This is a genomic window from Steroidobacter sp., assembly GCF_036406195.1.
Taxonomy (GTDB): Bacteria; Pseudomonadota; Gammaproteobacteria; order Steroidobacterales; family Steroidobacteraceae; genus Steroidobacter.
In genome coordinates, this window is record NZ_DASWVW010000022.1 from 39,248 (window position 1) to 54,862 (window position 15,615).

Annotated in this window: 15 protein-coding genes; 5 read left to right on the top strand and 10 right to left on the bottom strand. The window is 63.3% G+C overall.

Going from position 1 to position 15,615, the window contains the following annotated elements:
• Positions 1-29 precede the first annotated feature (29 nt).
• The 5 genes from VGE08_RS10365 to VGE08_RS10385 form a co-directional block, all read right to left on the bottom strand.
• The gene (locus tag VGE08_RS10365; RefSeq protein WP_331067801.1) at positions 30-716 is read right to left on the bottom strand and encodes a response regulator transcription factor; all 687 of its coding nucleotides are present in this window, start codon (positions 714-716) and stop codon (positions 30-32) included.
• Positions 717-775: 59 nt separating this feature from the next.
• On the bottom strand, positions 776-1,168 hold the full coding sequence (locus VGE08_RS10370) for a DUF6165 family protein (RefSeq protein WP_331067802.1): 393 nt from the start codon (positions 1,166-1,168) through the stop codon (positions 776-778).
• A gap of 89 nt (positions 1,169-1,257) precedes the next feature.
• The gene (locus VGE08_RS10375) at positions 1,258-2,289 is read right to left on the bottom strand and encodes a CDP-glycerol glycerophosphotransferase family protein (RefSeq protein ID WP_331067803.1); all 1,032 of its coding nucleotides are present in this window, start codon (positions 2,287-2,289) and stop codon (positions 1,258-1,260) included.
• A 9-nt stretch (positions 2,290-2,298) separates the two neighbouring features.
• The gene (locus VGE08_RS10380) at positions 2,299-3,132 is read right to left on the bottom strand and encodes a glycosyltransferase family 2 protein (RefSeq protein ID WP_331067804.1); all 834 of its coding nucleotides are present in this window, start codon (positions 3,130-3,132) and stop codon (positions 2,299-2,301) included.
• 45 nt (positions 3,133-3,177) lie between these two features.
• The gene (locus VGE08_RS10385; RefSeq protein WP_331067805.1) at positions 3,178-4,245 is read right to left on the bottom strand and encodes a glycosyltransferase family 9 protein; all 1,068 of its coding nucleotides are present in this window, start codon (positions 4,243-4,245) and stop codon (positions 3,178-3,180) included.
• Between the two features lie 10 nt (positions 4,246-4,255).
• On the opposite strand from VGE08_RS10385, the gene VGE08_RS10390 reads away from it, so the two are divergent.
• Positions 4,256-5,053 (top strand): 3-deoxy-D-manno-octulosonic acid kinase, encoded by a 798-nt coding sequence (locus tag VGE08_RS10390; protein ID WP_331067806.1) that lies wholly within the window; start codon positions 4,256-4,258, stop codon positions 5,051-5,053.
• Here the strand turns inward: VGE08_RS10390 and lpxL are convergent.
• Both lpxL and VGE08_RS10400 read right to left on the bottom strand, forming a co-directional pair.
• Complete coding sequence (gene lpxL, locus VGE08_RS10395; RefSeq protein ID WP_331067807.1) at positions 5,050-5,979, bottom strand: LpxL/LpxP family Kdo(2)-lipid IV(A) lauroyl/palmitoleoyl acyltransferase; 930 nt, start codon at positions 5,977-5,979, stop codon at positions 5,050-5,052. The two genes, VGE08_RS10390 and lpxL, sit on opposite strands and share 4 nt — an antisense overlap.
• Entirely contained in the window at positions 5,979-6,962 is a 984-nt protein-coding gene (locus VGE08_RS10400; RefSeq protein WP_331067808.1) for a hypothetical protein, read from the bottom strand. The genes lpxL and VGE08_RS10400 overlap by 1 nt, the downstream gene beginning before the upstream one ends.
• Before the next feature lie 6 nt (positions 6,963-6,968).
• Between VGE08_RS10400 and waaA the strand changes: the two genes are divergently transcribed.
• A complete protein-coding gene (gene waaA / locus VGE08_RS10405) occupies positions 6,969-8,288 on the top strand; it encodes a lipid IV(A) 3-deoxy-D-manno-octulosonic acid transferase (protein WP_331067809.1) in 1,320 nt (439 codons plus the stop codon).
• Here waaA and VGE08_RS10410 read toward each other — a convergent pair.
• Positions 8,267-8,797, bottom strand: coding sequence for an MEDS domain-containing protein (locus VGE08_RS10410; RefSeq protein WP_331067810.1), 531 nt, complete (start codon positions 8,795-8,797; stop codon positions 8,267-8,269). The genes waaA and VGE08_RS10410 overlap by 22 nt on opposite strands.
• A 448-nt stretch (positions 8,798-9,245) precedes the next feature.
• Positions 9,246-10,850: a glucan biosynthesis protein D gene (locus VGE08_RS10415; RefSeq protein ID WP_349258671.1), complete on the bottom strand. Its 1,605-nt coding sequence runs from the start codon at positions 10,848-10,850 to the stop codon at positions 9,246-9,248.
• 192 nt (positions 10,851-11,042) lie between these two features.
• Between VGE08_RS10415 and VGE08_RS10420 the strand changes: the two genes are divergently transcribed.
• Positions 11,043-11,477, top strand: coding sequence for an RcnB family protein (locus tag VGE08_RS10420; RefSeq protein WP_331067812.1), 435 nt, complete (start codon positions 11,043-11,045; stop codon positions 11,475-11,477).
• A gap of 175 nt (positions 11,478-11,652) precedes the next feature.
• Complete coding sequence (locus tag VGE08_RS10425) at positions 11,653-13,194, top strand: M48 family metallopeptidase (protein WP_331067813.1); 1,542 nt, start codon at positions 11,653-11,655, stop codon at positions 13,192-13,194.
• 70 nt (positions 13,195-13,264) lie between these two features.
• Here VGE08_RS10425 and VGE08_RS10430 read toward each other — a convergent pair whose 3' ends face one another.
• Positions 13,265-13,471, bottom strand: coding sequence for a CsbD family protein (locus VGE08_RS10430; RefSeq protein ID WP_331067814.1), 207 nt, complete (start codon positions 13,469-13,471; stop codon positions 13,265-13,267).
• Positions 13,472-13,839: 368 nt separating this feature from the next.
• On the opposite strand from VGE08_RS10430, the gene VGE08_RS10435 reads away from it, so the two are divergent.
• Positions 13,840-15,588 (top strand): homoserine dehydrogenase, encoded by a 1,749-nt coding sequence (locus VGE08_RS10435; RefSeq protein ID WP_331067815.1) that lies wholly within the window; start codon positions 13,840-13,842, stop codon positions 15,586-15,588.
• The last annotated feature ends 27 nt before the right edge of the window (positions 15,589-15,615 follow it).

A 15,615-nucleotide genomic window follows, 5' to 3' on the forward strand; every position in this document is an offset into this window, starting at 1 on the left:
GGCTGAGGTGCGCGTACCACCCGCTCGCTTTAAGAACGAGGCGGTTCCGCCGAAAGTCGATAACCGGTGCCATGGACGGTGTGTAGCAGCTTGGTCGCGAAGTTCTTGTCGATCGCCGTGCGCAGCGCGTGCATGTGGGCGCGCAGGAAATCCCCTTGCGGCGGCTGGTCGCCCCATAGCTCGCGTTCCAGCTCCTGGCGAGTCACCACGCGGTGCGAGTTTTGTAACAAGACGATCAGCAGACGGCGCGTGGTCGGGTTGAGCTTGATGCGCTCGCCGCCGCGCTCGGCTTCCAGCGTGTCGAGATCGAATGTGAGATCGCCGACGGTGAGCAGCCGTTGCGCCGGCGGGACGTTGGCGCGGCGAAGCAGAGCTCTCAGGCGCACGTCGAGCTCGGCAAGCGAGAAGGGCTTCACCAGGTAATCGTCGGCGCCGGCTTCGAAGCCTTCGATCTTGTCGGCGAGCAGATCTTTCGCCGTCAACATCAGCACCGGCACACGGGTGTGGCCCGCCTGGCGCAGCTGCCGGCACAGCGACAGTCCGTCGAGCCCGGGCAGCATCAGGTCCAGCACGATGGCGTCGAATTGCTGGCTCAGCGCGAGCTGCAGCCCGCGCTCGCCATCCAGCACGTGCTCGACGGTGTCGCCATGCGCCTCGAAGAACTCGGCGATGTTGGCGGCGATGTCACGGTGGTCTTCGATGAGCAGCAGGCGCATGGTCGGAAATATCGGACGCGACTGATTGGACCTCTTGGATCGCTCGCAGCGACGGATGATCAATATTTCGCGTAACTCTTCTCTTCAACAATCTTCGAGCCAAGCTTGGTATTGATCTGCTTCTTCACCGCCGCCCGCTCATCGTTGGTGATGTACACGGCCCGGGCCAGCTCGATGAACTCCTGGTCGAACTTGCGCTCGCGCTCCTTGTCGCGGATGTCGTCCTCGATGTCCCAGAGTTTCTTGTTGATGTCGCGCAGTTGTTTCCATTCCGCGTCGATGTCGACGTTGGCGTAGCCCGAGGTGCGCCACGTGTCCTGCAGCAGCTGCAGCTCGACTTTCACGTTGGCCAGCTTGGCGACATCGCTGATGTTGGCGGCCTTGATTTCCAGGATGGTGATCTTGTCGATCAACTCGCCCGGCGAGATGGGGACTTTGATTTCGGTGCTCATGGTGACTCAAGAATGAACGTCGGCCGGCAAAAGTCGCGTCTCTTGCCGTTTCGCGCGAGGGTCGTGGCAGGATGCCCGATCCCGAGCCATTAAACACTCCCCCAATAACCCAGGCGCTTGCGGATCTTGAGTTTACGCCACCAGTTGGCGGGTTTCGGCTTGGGATTGCGGGCACCGGCGGCGATGAACTCGTCGACCGCGTCGAGCACTCGCTCGCTGGAGCGGCCGTCGCGGTACGGGTGAATGGAATCGGCGTACTCGCGGATGGCGCGCATCAGCTCCGGGGGCCGTGCCAGCGCCTTTTCGATCGAGGGCAGCAACAGATCCGGGGAATCGATATCGATGAGCTGCGGGCCGGGCCGGCGGTTCTTGAAAGTCACCACCGGCTTGTAGGTCAAAAGGAACTCGTTCAGCGCCGAGGAGGTGTCCGAGATCATCATGTCCACCTGCGGGAACAGATCGAGAATGTTGTCCTCGGTGGCGAAGCGCAGGTACTCGCCTTCGAGCGCCTTGTACTTCGCGACCGTCTCTGCGGCGGATTTGGGATGCAGCGTCACGATCCATCGCCAGCGCCCGCTGCGCGACATCTCACGAATGGTGTCGTAGAGAATCGGCGCGGCGCTCCAGGAAGGCGAGAACGTCGAGTGATACAGAATCACCGGCTGTTCGCGCACCGGCGGCGGTTCCGGCGAGCCATGCTCGCGCATGAACGGGTCGAGCTTCGGCCAGCCGGTTTCCTTGACGGCGAAATGCCCCAGCTGGCGAGATTTTTCGGTGAACGCCTGCGTATCCCGAGCGCCGGTGGTGCAGTACAGGTCGAAGAAACCACGAATGTAGATATGGCGCGGCTTGCCGGCATCGAAGCCATGAAACACTTCGACCTTCACGCCCGGAAAAAAATGCGGAACCGCGTTGCTGGAAGTGAGCACCGCGATCGGATTGAACTGGCGCACCTCGCGAGTCGTGCGCAGGAATGTTTCATCGGGCCGCAGCTCGTCGCCGCCGGGCCCGTCGAAGAACCATGCTGTCTTGTGGCCACGCGCGCGAATCGCCTCCTGCAATGGACGCAGGATGGCCAGCGCGTAACGCTCCGAACCGTACAGTAGATAGTGTTTGGTCATTGCCGGGATTTACGGGTCCAGTCCATAGCCGTGCAGCAGAGTCGCTGCCATGTCGCGCGATTCCGGATTGCGCCGCATTTCGTAATAGCGCATGCGCTTGTAGACCGCATAGGCTGCGGCGGTCTGCGCGACGACATAACCACGCCAGCCATCGAGCAGCGCCAGTCGCAGGAAATAATCCTTGATGAAGGCGGCGAGATACACGAACGGCGTCATCCACATCCGCACCGGCTTGCCGCGATCCAGCCAGTCGCGCGCCTTCAGCTCGGCATAGCGCAGGGTCTTGAGCTGCTTGTGCACCAGAGTCGGGTTGTTCAAATGAATGAACGGATGCTTGAACGTAGGCGTCGGGCCGTCGAAGCGCAGCGACTCGTGCACGCGCACGTCGGTCCAACGCGCGCGGCCGCGGTGATAGAGGCGGCCCATGCGCTCGCCAACCATCGGCCGATACCAGCGCATGGGAGCGCCCATGTACCAGGTCTGGCGGCGGAGAATCGCGCCCGCATTCGCGGACTGCATGAGCTGCGGCAGGCGCTGCTGCATTTCGGCGGCCAGCTCCGGCGACAGCGCTTCATCGGCATCCAGCGCGAGAATCCAGTCATGGCTGGCCTGGGTGCTGGCGAAATTGCGCTGCGGTCCGAAGCCGAGCCAATCCTGATGCACCACCCGGGCACCGTGCCGCTGCGAGACTTCCTGCGTGCCATCGGTGCTGCCCGAATCGATAACCAGCTTTTCGGCGGCGAACGGCACGCTGTCCAGGCAGCGGCCGATCGCGGCCGCTTCATTGCGCGCAATGATCAGGAGCGTGACGGGCAGCTTCGCCGGCTGGCTGGGTTCGACCATGGGTGCAGTTTCGCAGCGTGCGTGCAGGCCGGCAATGGGAGACCATCACTTCCTGTTGCGTGCCAGGCTGAGCAACACCGCGTGCAACTTCTTTATGACGTCATCGGGTGTGATGAGGTCCATCACGCCGGGCCGTTCGATCTTGGTGGTCCAGGGCAGCTCGGCGGCGGGCCGTCCCAGCAGGCGGCGAGCGGCGACGTCGTACTTGTCTACGCACCACTGACGGCTCAGATAAGGGCCGCTGCGCGCCGGATTGGTCGCTGCATACAAGCCGATGACCGGCGTTCCGGCCGCGGTGGCCATGTGGGCTGGACCGGAGTCGGGCGTGATCAGCAGCGTGGCGCGCTCCAAGGTCGCGAGGAACTGCAGCAGTGTGTCCTGACCGATGGTGTTCTCGCACTTCTGCCGCATGCGGCTCACGATTTCCTCACCGGTGCGGCGCTCGATCTCGCTCGGCCCGCCACACAGGATGACCCGCATGCCCAGCGACGAGATCGCGTAGTCGGCGACCTCCGCATAGTATTCCGGCCGCCAGTTGCGCAGCCGATGACTCGAACAGGGGCTGATGAGCAACGTATTGCCGGGCTCGGGAATCAGTCGCTGCGCATACGCGAGCGCGTCGTCGGTGAGCGGAATGTCCCAGCGCAGCAGCCGTTCATAGATATCGAACTTCTCGGCGAAGCCGAACAGGCTGTCCAGCACGTGTTGCCTGGCCGCCGGTGCGATGCTCATGTTGGTGAACAGCCATTGCAGCTCGCGTGCCCGGCGGCGATCGAAGCCGAGCCGGACTTTGGCCGGGATCGCGGTCGACAACAGGCTGGCGCGCAGCGACAGCTGCATGTGCATGAGCACGTCGAAGCTGCGGCCGCGCAATGCCTCTTTCAGCTTGCCGCGCGCTCGCCAGGTACTCTCGCGCTTGTCGACGACGATGAATTCGATATCCGGCAGGTGACCGAACAGCTTCGCCTCGAGGCGGCCGATCACCCAGGTGAAATGGGTCTGGGGCCAGGCCTGCTGCAAGGTGCGGATCACCGGCAACACGTGGCAGGTATCGCCGATCGCCGAAAGCCGCAGGATGCAGACGCTGGCAGGTGGGTGAGTGACGTTATACATTGCTGTTCGAATGACCGACGAGCAATTCATCGCCACCGCCGGCGGCGGCATCCTATACGACGCTTCGCGACTAAGTAAGCCACGTGCGGAATTGTTCTCGCGTTCCTACTGGGCCAGCCGCGGCGCGCTCGAAGAAATTGCCGGCGGCCGCGGCTCCATCGCCGTACTGAATCTCGCTGCCTGCTCGGGTCCGCAGGGGCCCGGCGCCCACGCTCGTTCTTCGTCTGGCGCCGGGACTTTGGGCCTCGCACCGGGGGACACTCGCTGGGTACTGCGCCATTATCGCCGCGGCGGCCTGATGGCCAAGCTGTCGCAAGACGGCTACCTCTGGAGCGGGCAGGAGCGCACGCGCTCGTTCGCCGAATGGCGGTTGCTGGCCGAGTTGCGCCGCCGTGGCTTGCCCGTGCCGGCGCCGATCGCCGCTCATTACGCGCGCGGCTGGCTGACGTATCGCGCCGACTTGATCACCGAGTTGCTGCCAGGCACCCGCACCTTGGCTGACGTGATCACGGGCAATGACTTACCGGAAGCGGGGTGGCGTGCGGTCGGCAGCACCATCGCCGCGTTTCATCGCGAAGGCGTGCATCACGCCGATCTCAATGCCAACAACATCCTGCTGGGCGAGCCCCCGGGCAGTGTTTATTTGCTCGACTTCGATCGCGGCCGCATTGAACCGCGTGGCTCGTGGGAGCAGGCGGTGATCGCGCGCCTGCGACGGTCGCTGGAAAAGATCAAAGGCCAGCGCGCCGATGTGAGATTCGGCGAGCGCGAGTGGCAGTGGCTGGTCGCGGCGATCGAGGGCCGTTAGCTGGCGCGTTTGCGCTTGTAGTAGTCCGGGTAGTCCGCCGTGAGTCCTTTGAACCGGCGGTGAATCCACAAGTATTGATCGGGCACGCGGCGCACTTGGGCTTCGATCAATTCGTTGAAGCGGCGCGCATCGGCGGCCGGATCGTCGCTGGGGAAGTTCTCGAGCATGGGATAGATAACCATGCGATAGCGCCCGTCCAGCATGCGTTCCTGGAAGTAGGGCAGCACGGCCGCGCCGGTCATCCGCGCCAGCCGCGAAGTGGCCGTGTTGGTCGCGGCAGGGATACCAAAGAATGGCACCATCTCCGCGCCTTTCTTGCGATAAGCCTGATCCGGCGCATACCACACCGGTTCATTGGCCTTGAGCGCGGTGATCAGGGTTCGAATGTCGTCGCGCGGAATGGCGCGCTTGGTGCGATTGCTGCGATTACGCGCCAGAAATCGTTCCAGCACCGCGTTGTTCGTGGGCCGGTACATGATGTTGATTTCGCCGGACAGCCGATCGCACAGCACCCGGCCGCCGATCTCCAGCGTCGTGAAGTGCGCGCTGAGCAGAATCGCCCCGCGCCCTCGTTCCAGCGCTGCGCGCAAATGCTCCAGACCTTCCAGTTGAGTCAGCCGGGCAATGCGTCGCTTGGATCCCCACCAGGCGGTCGCGGTCTCGAAAATGCCGAGCCCGAGGCTCTTGAAATGCTCCTTCAGTAGCGCCTCGCGCTGCGGCTCCAGCAACTCGGGCATGCAAATGCCAAGGTTGGTTCTGGCGATGCGCACGAACGGTAGCGGTAGCCGGACGGCGAGACCGCCCAGGGCCCGGCCCAGAAACACGTGCACCGCATGCGGCAGCGGCTGCAGCGCGCGCAGCGCGCCGATGGCCAGCCACGTAGGCCAATAGCGCGGCCGGAGCAAGGGCGTCAGAGTCTTCTTCATCAGCGTCGATACGGGTCGTCGTCGGGGCGCTTGAAGCGCTTGTAGGTCCACAAGTATTGCGCCGGGTTGCGCCGGGTGTGATCTTCGATCAGCTCATGGAAGCGCCGCGTGTCGGCCACGGGATCGCCCGACGGAAAATTTCTCAGCGGCGGATGAATGACGATCACGTAGCCGGAATTGTCGGCGCGGCGCTCGGGAAAATAGGGTAACACCGGCGCGCCGGAGATCTTCGCCAGTCGCGAGGTGGCGACGTTGGAGGCGGCCGGCACGCCGAAGAAGGGCACCATCTCGCTGTTCTTGCCGGTATAGCGCTGGTCGGGGGCATACCAGACCGGCAGATTGTTCTTCAGGTTCTGCAGCAGCTCGCGGATCTGTTCGCTCGTCACGGCCTGCACGGTGTGCCGCTCGCGGTTACGGCGCGACAGCTCGGCGATCAGCGGGTTGCTCGGCGTCAGGTACATGACGCTGGTGGGGCCGAGCAGCGTCAGCGCCCGGGCGCCCATTTCCAACGTGGTGAAGTGCGCGCTCAGCATCAGGGCGCCACGGCCCTTGGCCAACGCGGCTCGCAAATGTTCCTCGCCTTCGAACCGGATGAGCTTGCGCAGCCGCTCGTCCTTGGCCCACCACACCATCCCGGTTTCCAGCAAAGTGCAACCGAGCGACTCGAAATGCTCGCGCACCAGATCCTCGCGTTCGCGTTCCGACAGCCCGGGCAGGCACATGCGAATGTTGATCGAGGCGATGCGGCGATCGCGTCTCGCGAACCGATACGCCAGCCGCCCGAGCGTGCGACCCACCGCCAACTGCACGCGCAATGGCAGGACATTTACGGCTCGAACCAGCCCCAGCCCCAGCCAGATGGGCCAGAACCTTGGTCCGAGAAAGCGGTAGAGCGGTACGCGCGGGGATGTGGAAGCCTGCGGTGATGTCGTCATCACTTCATGGATGGCAGCGGTTGCAGGTACCATCTTATAGAAGAACATCACGACATGCTGCGTTCCGTCTACACCGCACTCCTGTATGTGTTTGCGCCCATTGCCCTGGCGGTCACGGCCTTGCGGGGCGTGCGCGATCCTGCCTATCGCGATCGGCTGCCCGAACGCTTGGGGTTCACGAGGATATTCTCGGGCGCGGAGTCGGAGCCGGTCCCGCGCGTTCGCGGGCCCTCGGCCCAGCCGCCGCTGTGGATTCATGCGGTGTCGGTCGGCGAGGTTCAGGCGGCCGCACCGCTGGTGCGTGCCCTCCTCAAGGAATATCCGCAGCACTCGCTACTGATCACGACGGCGACTCCCACCGGCGCGCAACGAGTTCAATCCCTGTTCGGGGGGGCGGTGCGCCATGCCTATTTGCCTTACGACCTGCCGGGCGCAGTGCGGCGATTCCTGGATCGCGTGAGACCGTCGCTGGCCATCGTGATGGAGCGGGAGATCTGGCCGAACTTGTTTCGCGAATGCGAGCGCCGGCGCATCCCAATCCTGCTCGCGAGCGCGCGCATCTCGGAACGCTCTGCGCTCCGACATAAAAAACTCGCGGCGCTGTTCAGTGACGCGCTGTCGGGTAATGTCACTGTCGCGGCTCAAACGACGCAGGACGCGGAACGCTATCGCTCGATCGGTGCACGCCGAGTGCTGGTCACTGGAAATGTGAAGTTCGATATCGAAGCGCCGGAGGCGGCGCGCAAGGCCGGTGAGGAGTTGCGAGCGACGCAGCTCGCGGGTCGTCCTGTCTGGGTTGCCGGCAGCACGCACGATGGCGAAGAGCAGCAACTGCTCGAGGCGCATCGGTTGGTTCTCGAGCAGCGCCCCGATGCATTGCTCGTGCTCGTGCCGCGCCACCCGAATCGCTTCGATGCCGTGCATGCCTGGTTGAAATCCGAACAGATCGCCTATGCCGCACGCAGCCGCAACGAATCAATGACTGCTGCAACGACAGTGTTGCTCGTGGACACGCTCGGCGAGTTGATGACCTTCTATGCCGCCGCCGATATTGCTTTCGTAGGTGGCAGTCTCATCAGCACCGTGGGCGGACATAACCTGCTGGAGCCAGCGGTCTTGCAGCGGCCCATCCTCGTGGGGCCTCACAACTTCAACGCACCTGACATTGCACAGCTGATGATGGAGCGTGGCGCTGCGCGCCAAGTCGATTCCGCCGCGCAACTGGCGGCGGCCATCCTGGAGCTGTATACAGATCCGACGGCGCGTGCCGAGATGGGCGCGAAGGGTTACGCAATCGTCGCGGAGAACCGCGGCGCGCTGCAGCGAATAATGGAGCTGATCGAGCCGCTGCTTCAGGCGTCTTCGTACACGTGACTGTGCAGGCTGTGCAGGAGCTTGCGATAGCGCGGGTTCTGCGTGAACGGCGAAACCTTGTAGAAGCAGAACAAGGTGAAGTGGCGATGACGGCTCAACTCGTTCCACAGCTCCTCGAGCTCGATGGCCGCGGTCGGATGACCTTGCTCCGCCAGTAGCGACACCATCTCCCCGAAAATCCGCACCGGCTGGCCGCGCGCGGCTGCCTGGCTGACCAGCAGGTTGAATTGGCGGTGAAACCGGTCGCGGTCGATGCCTTCGCGTGCATCGAAAAATGTTTGCAGCGAGTGGTCGGCTTGCAGCGGGATGTAGCGGTATTCCGCGGCCAGCGTGGCGCTATTCAATCCTGCATCCAACAGATAAGCATCGAGCTGCCGGTGATGTTCAGCCGTTGACACCGCCACGCAGGTGTCGCCCGCGGCGAGGCCTTCGCGCAGAAAGCTGCCAGCCGCTTGAACATAGTCCTCGTCACTGGCGTAAAAATGAATGATGTGGGCTGAGTTGCTCATCGAATCTAGTAATGGTGAGCCGCGAGTCCCATGCGGCTGTCGCAGGGTGGCGCGGATGATAGTTGCATGGCAACGGCTTCGAGCAGTGCTGCTTTCCGAAGTGACAGCGCCCGCGGCGTGTTGTTCCTTCTTGCGTCCGTTATCTGGCTGAAACGTAATCGTCACACACGCGCTGCATGAAGCCTCCCCGCGAGTCATCGCAACAGTGCGGGGAGCAGTGTCGTGAAAATTGTCAAAGGCGCGAATTGGCGCGGAGATAGGCGTGGTATTTGGTCCACATCGGTGCGCTGACCGGCGCTGATCGTGGTCGGTTCTGCGAGTTTGCAGCGTCGCACGCAGACCGGCAGCGATGGCCTGTGCCGCTTCCAGGCAGGCTTTCGATACACGTTCCAAGAGGGCGAGCGCGGTCTCTCATGGGAGGAGCCGCGCAGCAGCATCTTCAGACGAATCAGTGCCCGGCGTTGCGCAGGTAGAGCAACCGCTCTTGCGGCGTCGGCGGCGAATATTGGTAGGTCCAGGTTTCGGTCAACGGCAGATGGCCGATGCGAAGGTGCATGCGAATGTCGACGGGGGCCATGCTCTCGTCATCCGGCAGCTTCAGATCGAACATTGCCCGATAGCCGCGAATGGCTTGAAGCGGCCGCGCCGATGTGACCTCCACTGTGCCTCGCGACACGTGAATGACAGGCTCGACTTTCGCTCGCTCGGGCAACGTCGCGAGCTCGCCTCCCTTGAAGTCGACCGCGAACCGCCACGAGAAATACTTGCGCCGCTGCCCGACGACTCCACCCAGCCCGGTGCGCGTCGCTATCGCTTCTGCAAGGGAAGACCATACCGGCAGCTGCGTGCCCCAATACATGCGATAGCTATACAGCAGCTCTTCGCCCGACTTGGGCGGCGTCGCCGGGTTCCAGAACGCGACGATGTTGTCGAACGTTTCATCCGGCGTGGGAATCTCGGTGAGCTGCACCGAGCCCTTGCCCCACGGCGCTTTCGGTTCGATCCACAGGCTCGGGCGTCGCTCGTAGTACACGCCGTCGTCCTGATAATTGTTGAAGTCCCGGTCTCGCTGCAGCAGGCCGAAGCCACGCGGGTTCTCGTCCAGGAAGGAATTGAATCGCAGGGTCGCCGGATTGTTCAGCGGGCGCCACAGCCACTCGCCGCTGCCGGTGTGCATCCACAGGCCGTCCGAATCGTGAATCTCCGGCCGCCAGTCGTAGCCCATGCGGCGATCGTTCTCGCCCACTTGATACATGCTGGTCAGCGGTGCGATGCCGAGCCGGCGAATCTCCTTGCGTGGATAGATTGCGGCGTCCACTTCGACGACCTGCGGCGCGCCTGGCGTCAATGCAAAGCGATACGCACCTGCGACGCTCGGCGAATCCATCAGGGCGTAGAGCACCAGCGTGCGTGCATCCGGCCGCGGGCGTTCGAAGAAGAACTCGGAGAAGCGCGGAAACTCCTCCGGTTCCAGCGCCGTGTCGATGGCCAGGCCTCGTGCCGACAATCCGAACTGCCGCGTGTCGCTGCCGATCGAGCGGAAATAGCTGGCACCGAGAAACGAGGCGACGTCCGCTTCCCAATTGGTGATGGTGTGAACGCGAAAGCCGGCGAACGACAGGTCCCCGGGCAATGAGCGTGCGTTGATGCCGCTGCGGCTCAGGTCGAACAGGTCGGGGTGATACAGGATCTCGCGTGCCTGGCCGTCGACGATTTCATGCATGCGCACCGGCTCCTTGAAGCCGCGGCCCATGTGAAAGAATTCCAGGCGGAAATTGCCATCCCGCACATCGGTCCACAGCGCCTCGTCGCGATGAAAGCGAATGGACTGATATTCGTCGTAGCCCAATTCCATCAGCGCCTGTGGTGCCAGGTTGGTGGGCGGTTGGTACGGCTTGCCCGCCAGCGCGCGTGCCCGGCCCTTCAAGCTTGCGTAATCGAAGGGTTGAGCCGGGCCGCGGCGAGCATTGCTCGGAGCGGCGGCCGAAGCGAGACCGGTGGCGGAAAGCGTGGAGAGCAGGACGGCGGATTCGAGAAAGTCGCGGCGTCGGATCATGTGATATCCCAAGGGATCTCCAGGTGGCTCGAACGAGTGATCTGGCCGGCGGCAGAGCGCAACGCTCGAGGCGGCCCGAAGGTTACCAGCTGAACGCAAGCTGACCAAAATCGTTCAGGCTCCGATCAGATGCGCTGGTCAATAGTGTCTCCCAAGCCGGCCCGGCGCCGGTGCAAAGAGGAGATGGCGATGAAGACCCTGTTTGCTGCTGCTGTCGCGGTGTCGATGCTGACGGGGACCGTGACGACGGCGTATGCGGATAACGATCGTGGCCGCCACCAGCGGCACTACGACCACAAGGATCGTCGCGACCATCACGGCCACCACGATCGTGACCACAATTGGGATCGCCGCGACGCGTACCGTCACGGCCGGGCCGACCAGCGTCGCTACGACCGCGGCCGTTACATCGCACCGCGCGGCTACTATGTCCGTAGTTGGCGACACGGCGACTATCTGCCGCGCAGCTATTACGAGCGCCGCTACATCGTGCACGACTATCACGTGTACCACCTGAGCCCGCCGCCGCGCGGCCACCACTGGGTGCGGGTGAACAATGACGTGATCCTGGCGGCAGTGGCCAGCGGTCTCGTGGTGAGCGTAGTCAATGGCCTCTTCTACTGATTCGGCCGTGTGATCTGAAACCGCAGGCATTGCTCGGGTACATGGATGTACCCGCCGCCAGCCGGCGAGCAGGCCCTCCGCCGTCTTTCCCATCGATAAATGAGATATCGGTCACATGGCAAACGTGACCGGATTCCGTAGTCTCGCCGAGGTTTGACCGTCGCGGCGAGAGATTATGGAAAGACACGAGTTCTCGGCCCTGATCGGGCGCCTGGAACGGCAGGCCGACGACAATCCGCAACTTTATGCCTTCAAAGTCGGCGCGCTCGCGGCACTCGGCTACGTTTCCATTTTTTTTCTCGCCGTGATCATCCTGGTCACGTGCTGGTACACATTCAGTCCGCTGCTATCCGGTGAACGGTTTCGTGCGCCTCTCGTTGTCGCGTGTGCCGTCGGACTGGTGACACTGGTTGGGATGATTCGCGCTTTGTGGGTGCGGATCGCGGAACCGTCGGGACTGCGTATCAGCCGCGACGAGGCACCGCGTTTATTTGATGCCATCGACGAAGTCGCGGCGAAGATGGGCGGCGTGCAGGTCGATTCGGTTTCGGTCAGCTCCGAGTTCAATGCCTGCATCGTGCAGACGCCGCGCTGGGGCATCTTCGGCAACTATCGCAATCACCTGGAGATCGGCCTGCCGTTGGCAATGGTGCTCAGCGTCGATGAGTTGCAGGCGGTGATCGCGCATGAAATGGGGCATCTGTCGCAGGCGCACGGCAAGTTCGGCGCGTGGATCTATCGTCTACGCGTCACCTGGCATGCGCTCGAATCCAAGTTCAGCAATCCGGTCGGCATCTTCGATCAGATTCTCGGGGCGTTCTATGGCTGGTACGCGCCGTATTTTTATGCGTACAGCTTCGTGCTGGCGCGCAATCACGAATATGTCGCGGATCGTGAGGCTGCGAACGTCACCAGCGCGCAAGCCATCGGTGCCGCACTGACCAAGCTGGAGCTGGCAGGACGGTTTCTATCCGAAGTGTTCTGGAAACGTTTGTACGACCAGGTCGAGAAGCAGCCCGATCCGCCTTACATGCCGCACGCGGTGATGCCGCGCGCGTTCAAGGCAGCGGAGCGGCAGTGGGCGCGCCCGGATTGGCTGCAGCAGAGCCTGAAACGTTATGCGGCCGATGACGACACCCACCCGAGCCTGGCCGAACGCCTGGCGGCGCTCGACATCGAGCCGGCGATGCCCGTGCACGATACCGATCGTTCGGCGCTGTCGTTGTTTCATCCGGCGACGCCGTCGCTGGTGAAATTCTTCGACGACGAATGGCAACAGGACACCGTGCCGAAGTGGCGCAAGCGTCACACCGAGATCACGCAAGCCAAGGCCAAGCTGTCGTTGCTCGAGGATGCCCACACGGCCGCGCTCGAGGACCAGGAGGTTTGGGAAAAAGCGCTGTTACAGCTGGAAATCGATCGCGAGGACGAGGCGATGGAAACGCTGGAGGAATTGCTGGCGCGCGACCGCGAGTTTCCCAAGGCGCATTTGCTCATGGGCCGCATGCTACTGGAGCGCGCTGACGACCGCGGCCTGAAACATTTGCTATCGGCTGTGGAGCAGGACCTGGAGCTGGCGGACGAGGCGGGCAGGGCCGGCTATGTTTATCTGATGCGCCGAGGCCGGGAGCAGGAAGCCAAGCGGTTCTGGGCCAAGGCGCAGGAGCTCTATGAGAATCCTCCGGGCCTGCGCAATTCGATCGCCGCTCGAGGCTGAGTGGGGTGGCACAAGCGCGAACGCCGCGCCGTCGGCTCGACCCTGGCCGCGGCGTGGACGTTCGCTGCAACTACTGCCAATTGTTGCGAGTCTGGAATTCGCGTGCTTGCCGCTCGGCGTCCTCACGCGCCAATCCGTATCGCTCCTGCAGCTTGCCGGCAAGAATCTCGGCGTGGCCTTCCATCTGATCGATCTCGTCGTCCGTGAGCTTGCCCCACTGTTGCTTGATCTTGCCCTTGAGCTGCTTGAAGTTGCCGCCTGTAATGTCTCTGTTCATGCGAGTCTCCGGTTCGGCTGGATATGAGGTTGCCCGTGGGCACCGTGCTGGAGTAACGGTCCGCCGCCGGACAAAGTTCACTTTGTCGATGGTGCGATGTTCGTGGACTTCCGGCACGGTGCCGCGCTGACATTGCCAGGTTCTTTTCTTGACAGCCCGGCCCCTGAGCCTTTAGCGTTCGCCCTTGCGCCGATTTGAGTTCAGCTTGCGGGCGCGTAAGAAATACGGCTAAAGCGAAGCAACCCTGCTTGAGCTTTGGCGAGCGGGTTTTTTTATGCCTGCTTGCCGACCGGAATCCGGGTCGGCCGTGGTCCCCGCCAGCCCTGGTCGACGCCGTGAAGCAACGGAATCCGTGTCGGGAGAATGGCGTGAATCCTTCCATATTGGTGCTCAAGTTCGGCAGCTCGGTATTGCAGAGCGAGGCGGATCTGCCGCAGGCCATCGATGAGATTTATCGCGAGTGGCGCCAGGGGCATCGCGTCATTGCCGTCGTCTCCGCGTTCGCCGGCGTTACGGATCGGCGTTTCGCGGAAACACGCGCCATCACTTCCGATTTGCACGAGCAAGCGGCCTGGGTGGCCGGTGGTGAAGAGGAATCCGGCAACAAGCTGGCGGCGGCCCTGGTCGCGAACGGCGTGTCGGCGCTCTACGTCGATGCGCGTGTAGCCGGGCTGCGTGCTCATGGAGAGCCGCACGAGTCGACGCCGGTTTCTTTGAATACGCATCATCTGCGCGAATGCTTGCATGAGCACGCGGTGCTCGTGGTCCCTGGATTCATCGCACAGGATATTCGAGGCCGCACGGTATTGCTCGGACGCGGCGGCTCGGATCTCACGGCGTTGTTCCTGGCGAAGAGTCTCGACGCGCGCTGCCGGCTCATCAAGGATGTCGACGGCGTGTATGAAAGCGATCCCGCCATCCCCGAGAATCACGCCCGACGTTTCAATCGATTGAGCTGGCGCACAGCGCTGGAGATCGGCGGACGCATCATTCAGCCGCGCGCGCTGCAGTTCGCGCAGTCGCATGGCCAGGCATTCGAAGTCGCGTGCGTGGGCTCGAACCTTGCAACGCTGGTCGATGCCGGTCCGGACGACATGGCGATCGTGCCGCACGAAAACATTCAGCCGGTGCGAGTCGTGTTGCTGGGTCTGGGCACTGTCGGACTCGGTGTCTATGCGCATCTGGCGCGGCGGCCGGACTTGTTCGAGATCGTGCGCGTCGTGGTCAGGGATCTGGAGAAGCCCCGGCGCAGCTCGCAAGCCGATCTCGATGTGCCCCGGTCTCTGTTGTCCACCGACGTGTGGGATGCCGTCACGCAGCCGGCCGATCTGGTGATCGAAACATTGGGGGGACTGGAGCCGGCCGGAGAAGTCGTGCACGCAGCATTGCTGCGCGGTCGTGCGGTGGTGACGGCGAACAAGGCAATGATCGCTTCGACCTGGTGGGAGAGGCTGGCGCGGTTTGCCACCGGCCGGCAACCGTTGCTGAGATTCGGTGCTGCGGTCGGCGGCGCCGTGCCGGTTCTGGAGACGATCGCGGCGCTGGCGCGTCACGCGGGAGTCGCCCAGGTTCGTGCCATCTTGAATGGTACGTGCAACTTCATTCTTGACGCCCTGGAACAGCGCATGGATTTCGACACGGCGATCGCGCACGCCCAGGCGAACGGCTTCGCCGAAGCCGATCCGCATGACGATCTGGTCGGTCTGGACGCGGCGCGCAAGCTCGAGCTGATTGCCCGGGCGGCGTTCGGCGAGCACTCGCATTTCGAGTTGACTGTGCGCGGCATTGTCGGCGTGACGGCCAGTCAGGCCGCGCTGGTGCGCGAGGAAGGCTCGAGCCTGAAGCTGGTGGGCAGTTGCGAGCGAATTGAAGGGCACATTCGTGGTGTGGTGAAGTTGCACGAGCTGCCGGCCAGCGACTTTCTGGCCGGGGCCCGGGCCGAGGAAAATCGCGTCGAGATCCTGGCGGGCGACGGCCAGGTGCTGCGCCTGGCGGGCAAGGGGGCCGGTCGCTGGCCGACCGCACTTTCCATCCTCGGCGATGTCCATGAATATTTGCGGGGCCGACGCCTGGACCAGCAGGAGGCGCAGGCGGAGCCGGCCGTAGTCAACGCATGACCGAACTCTCTTACAGGACCTTTCCCA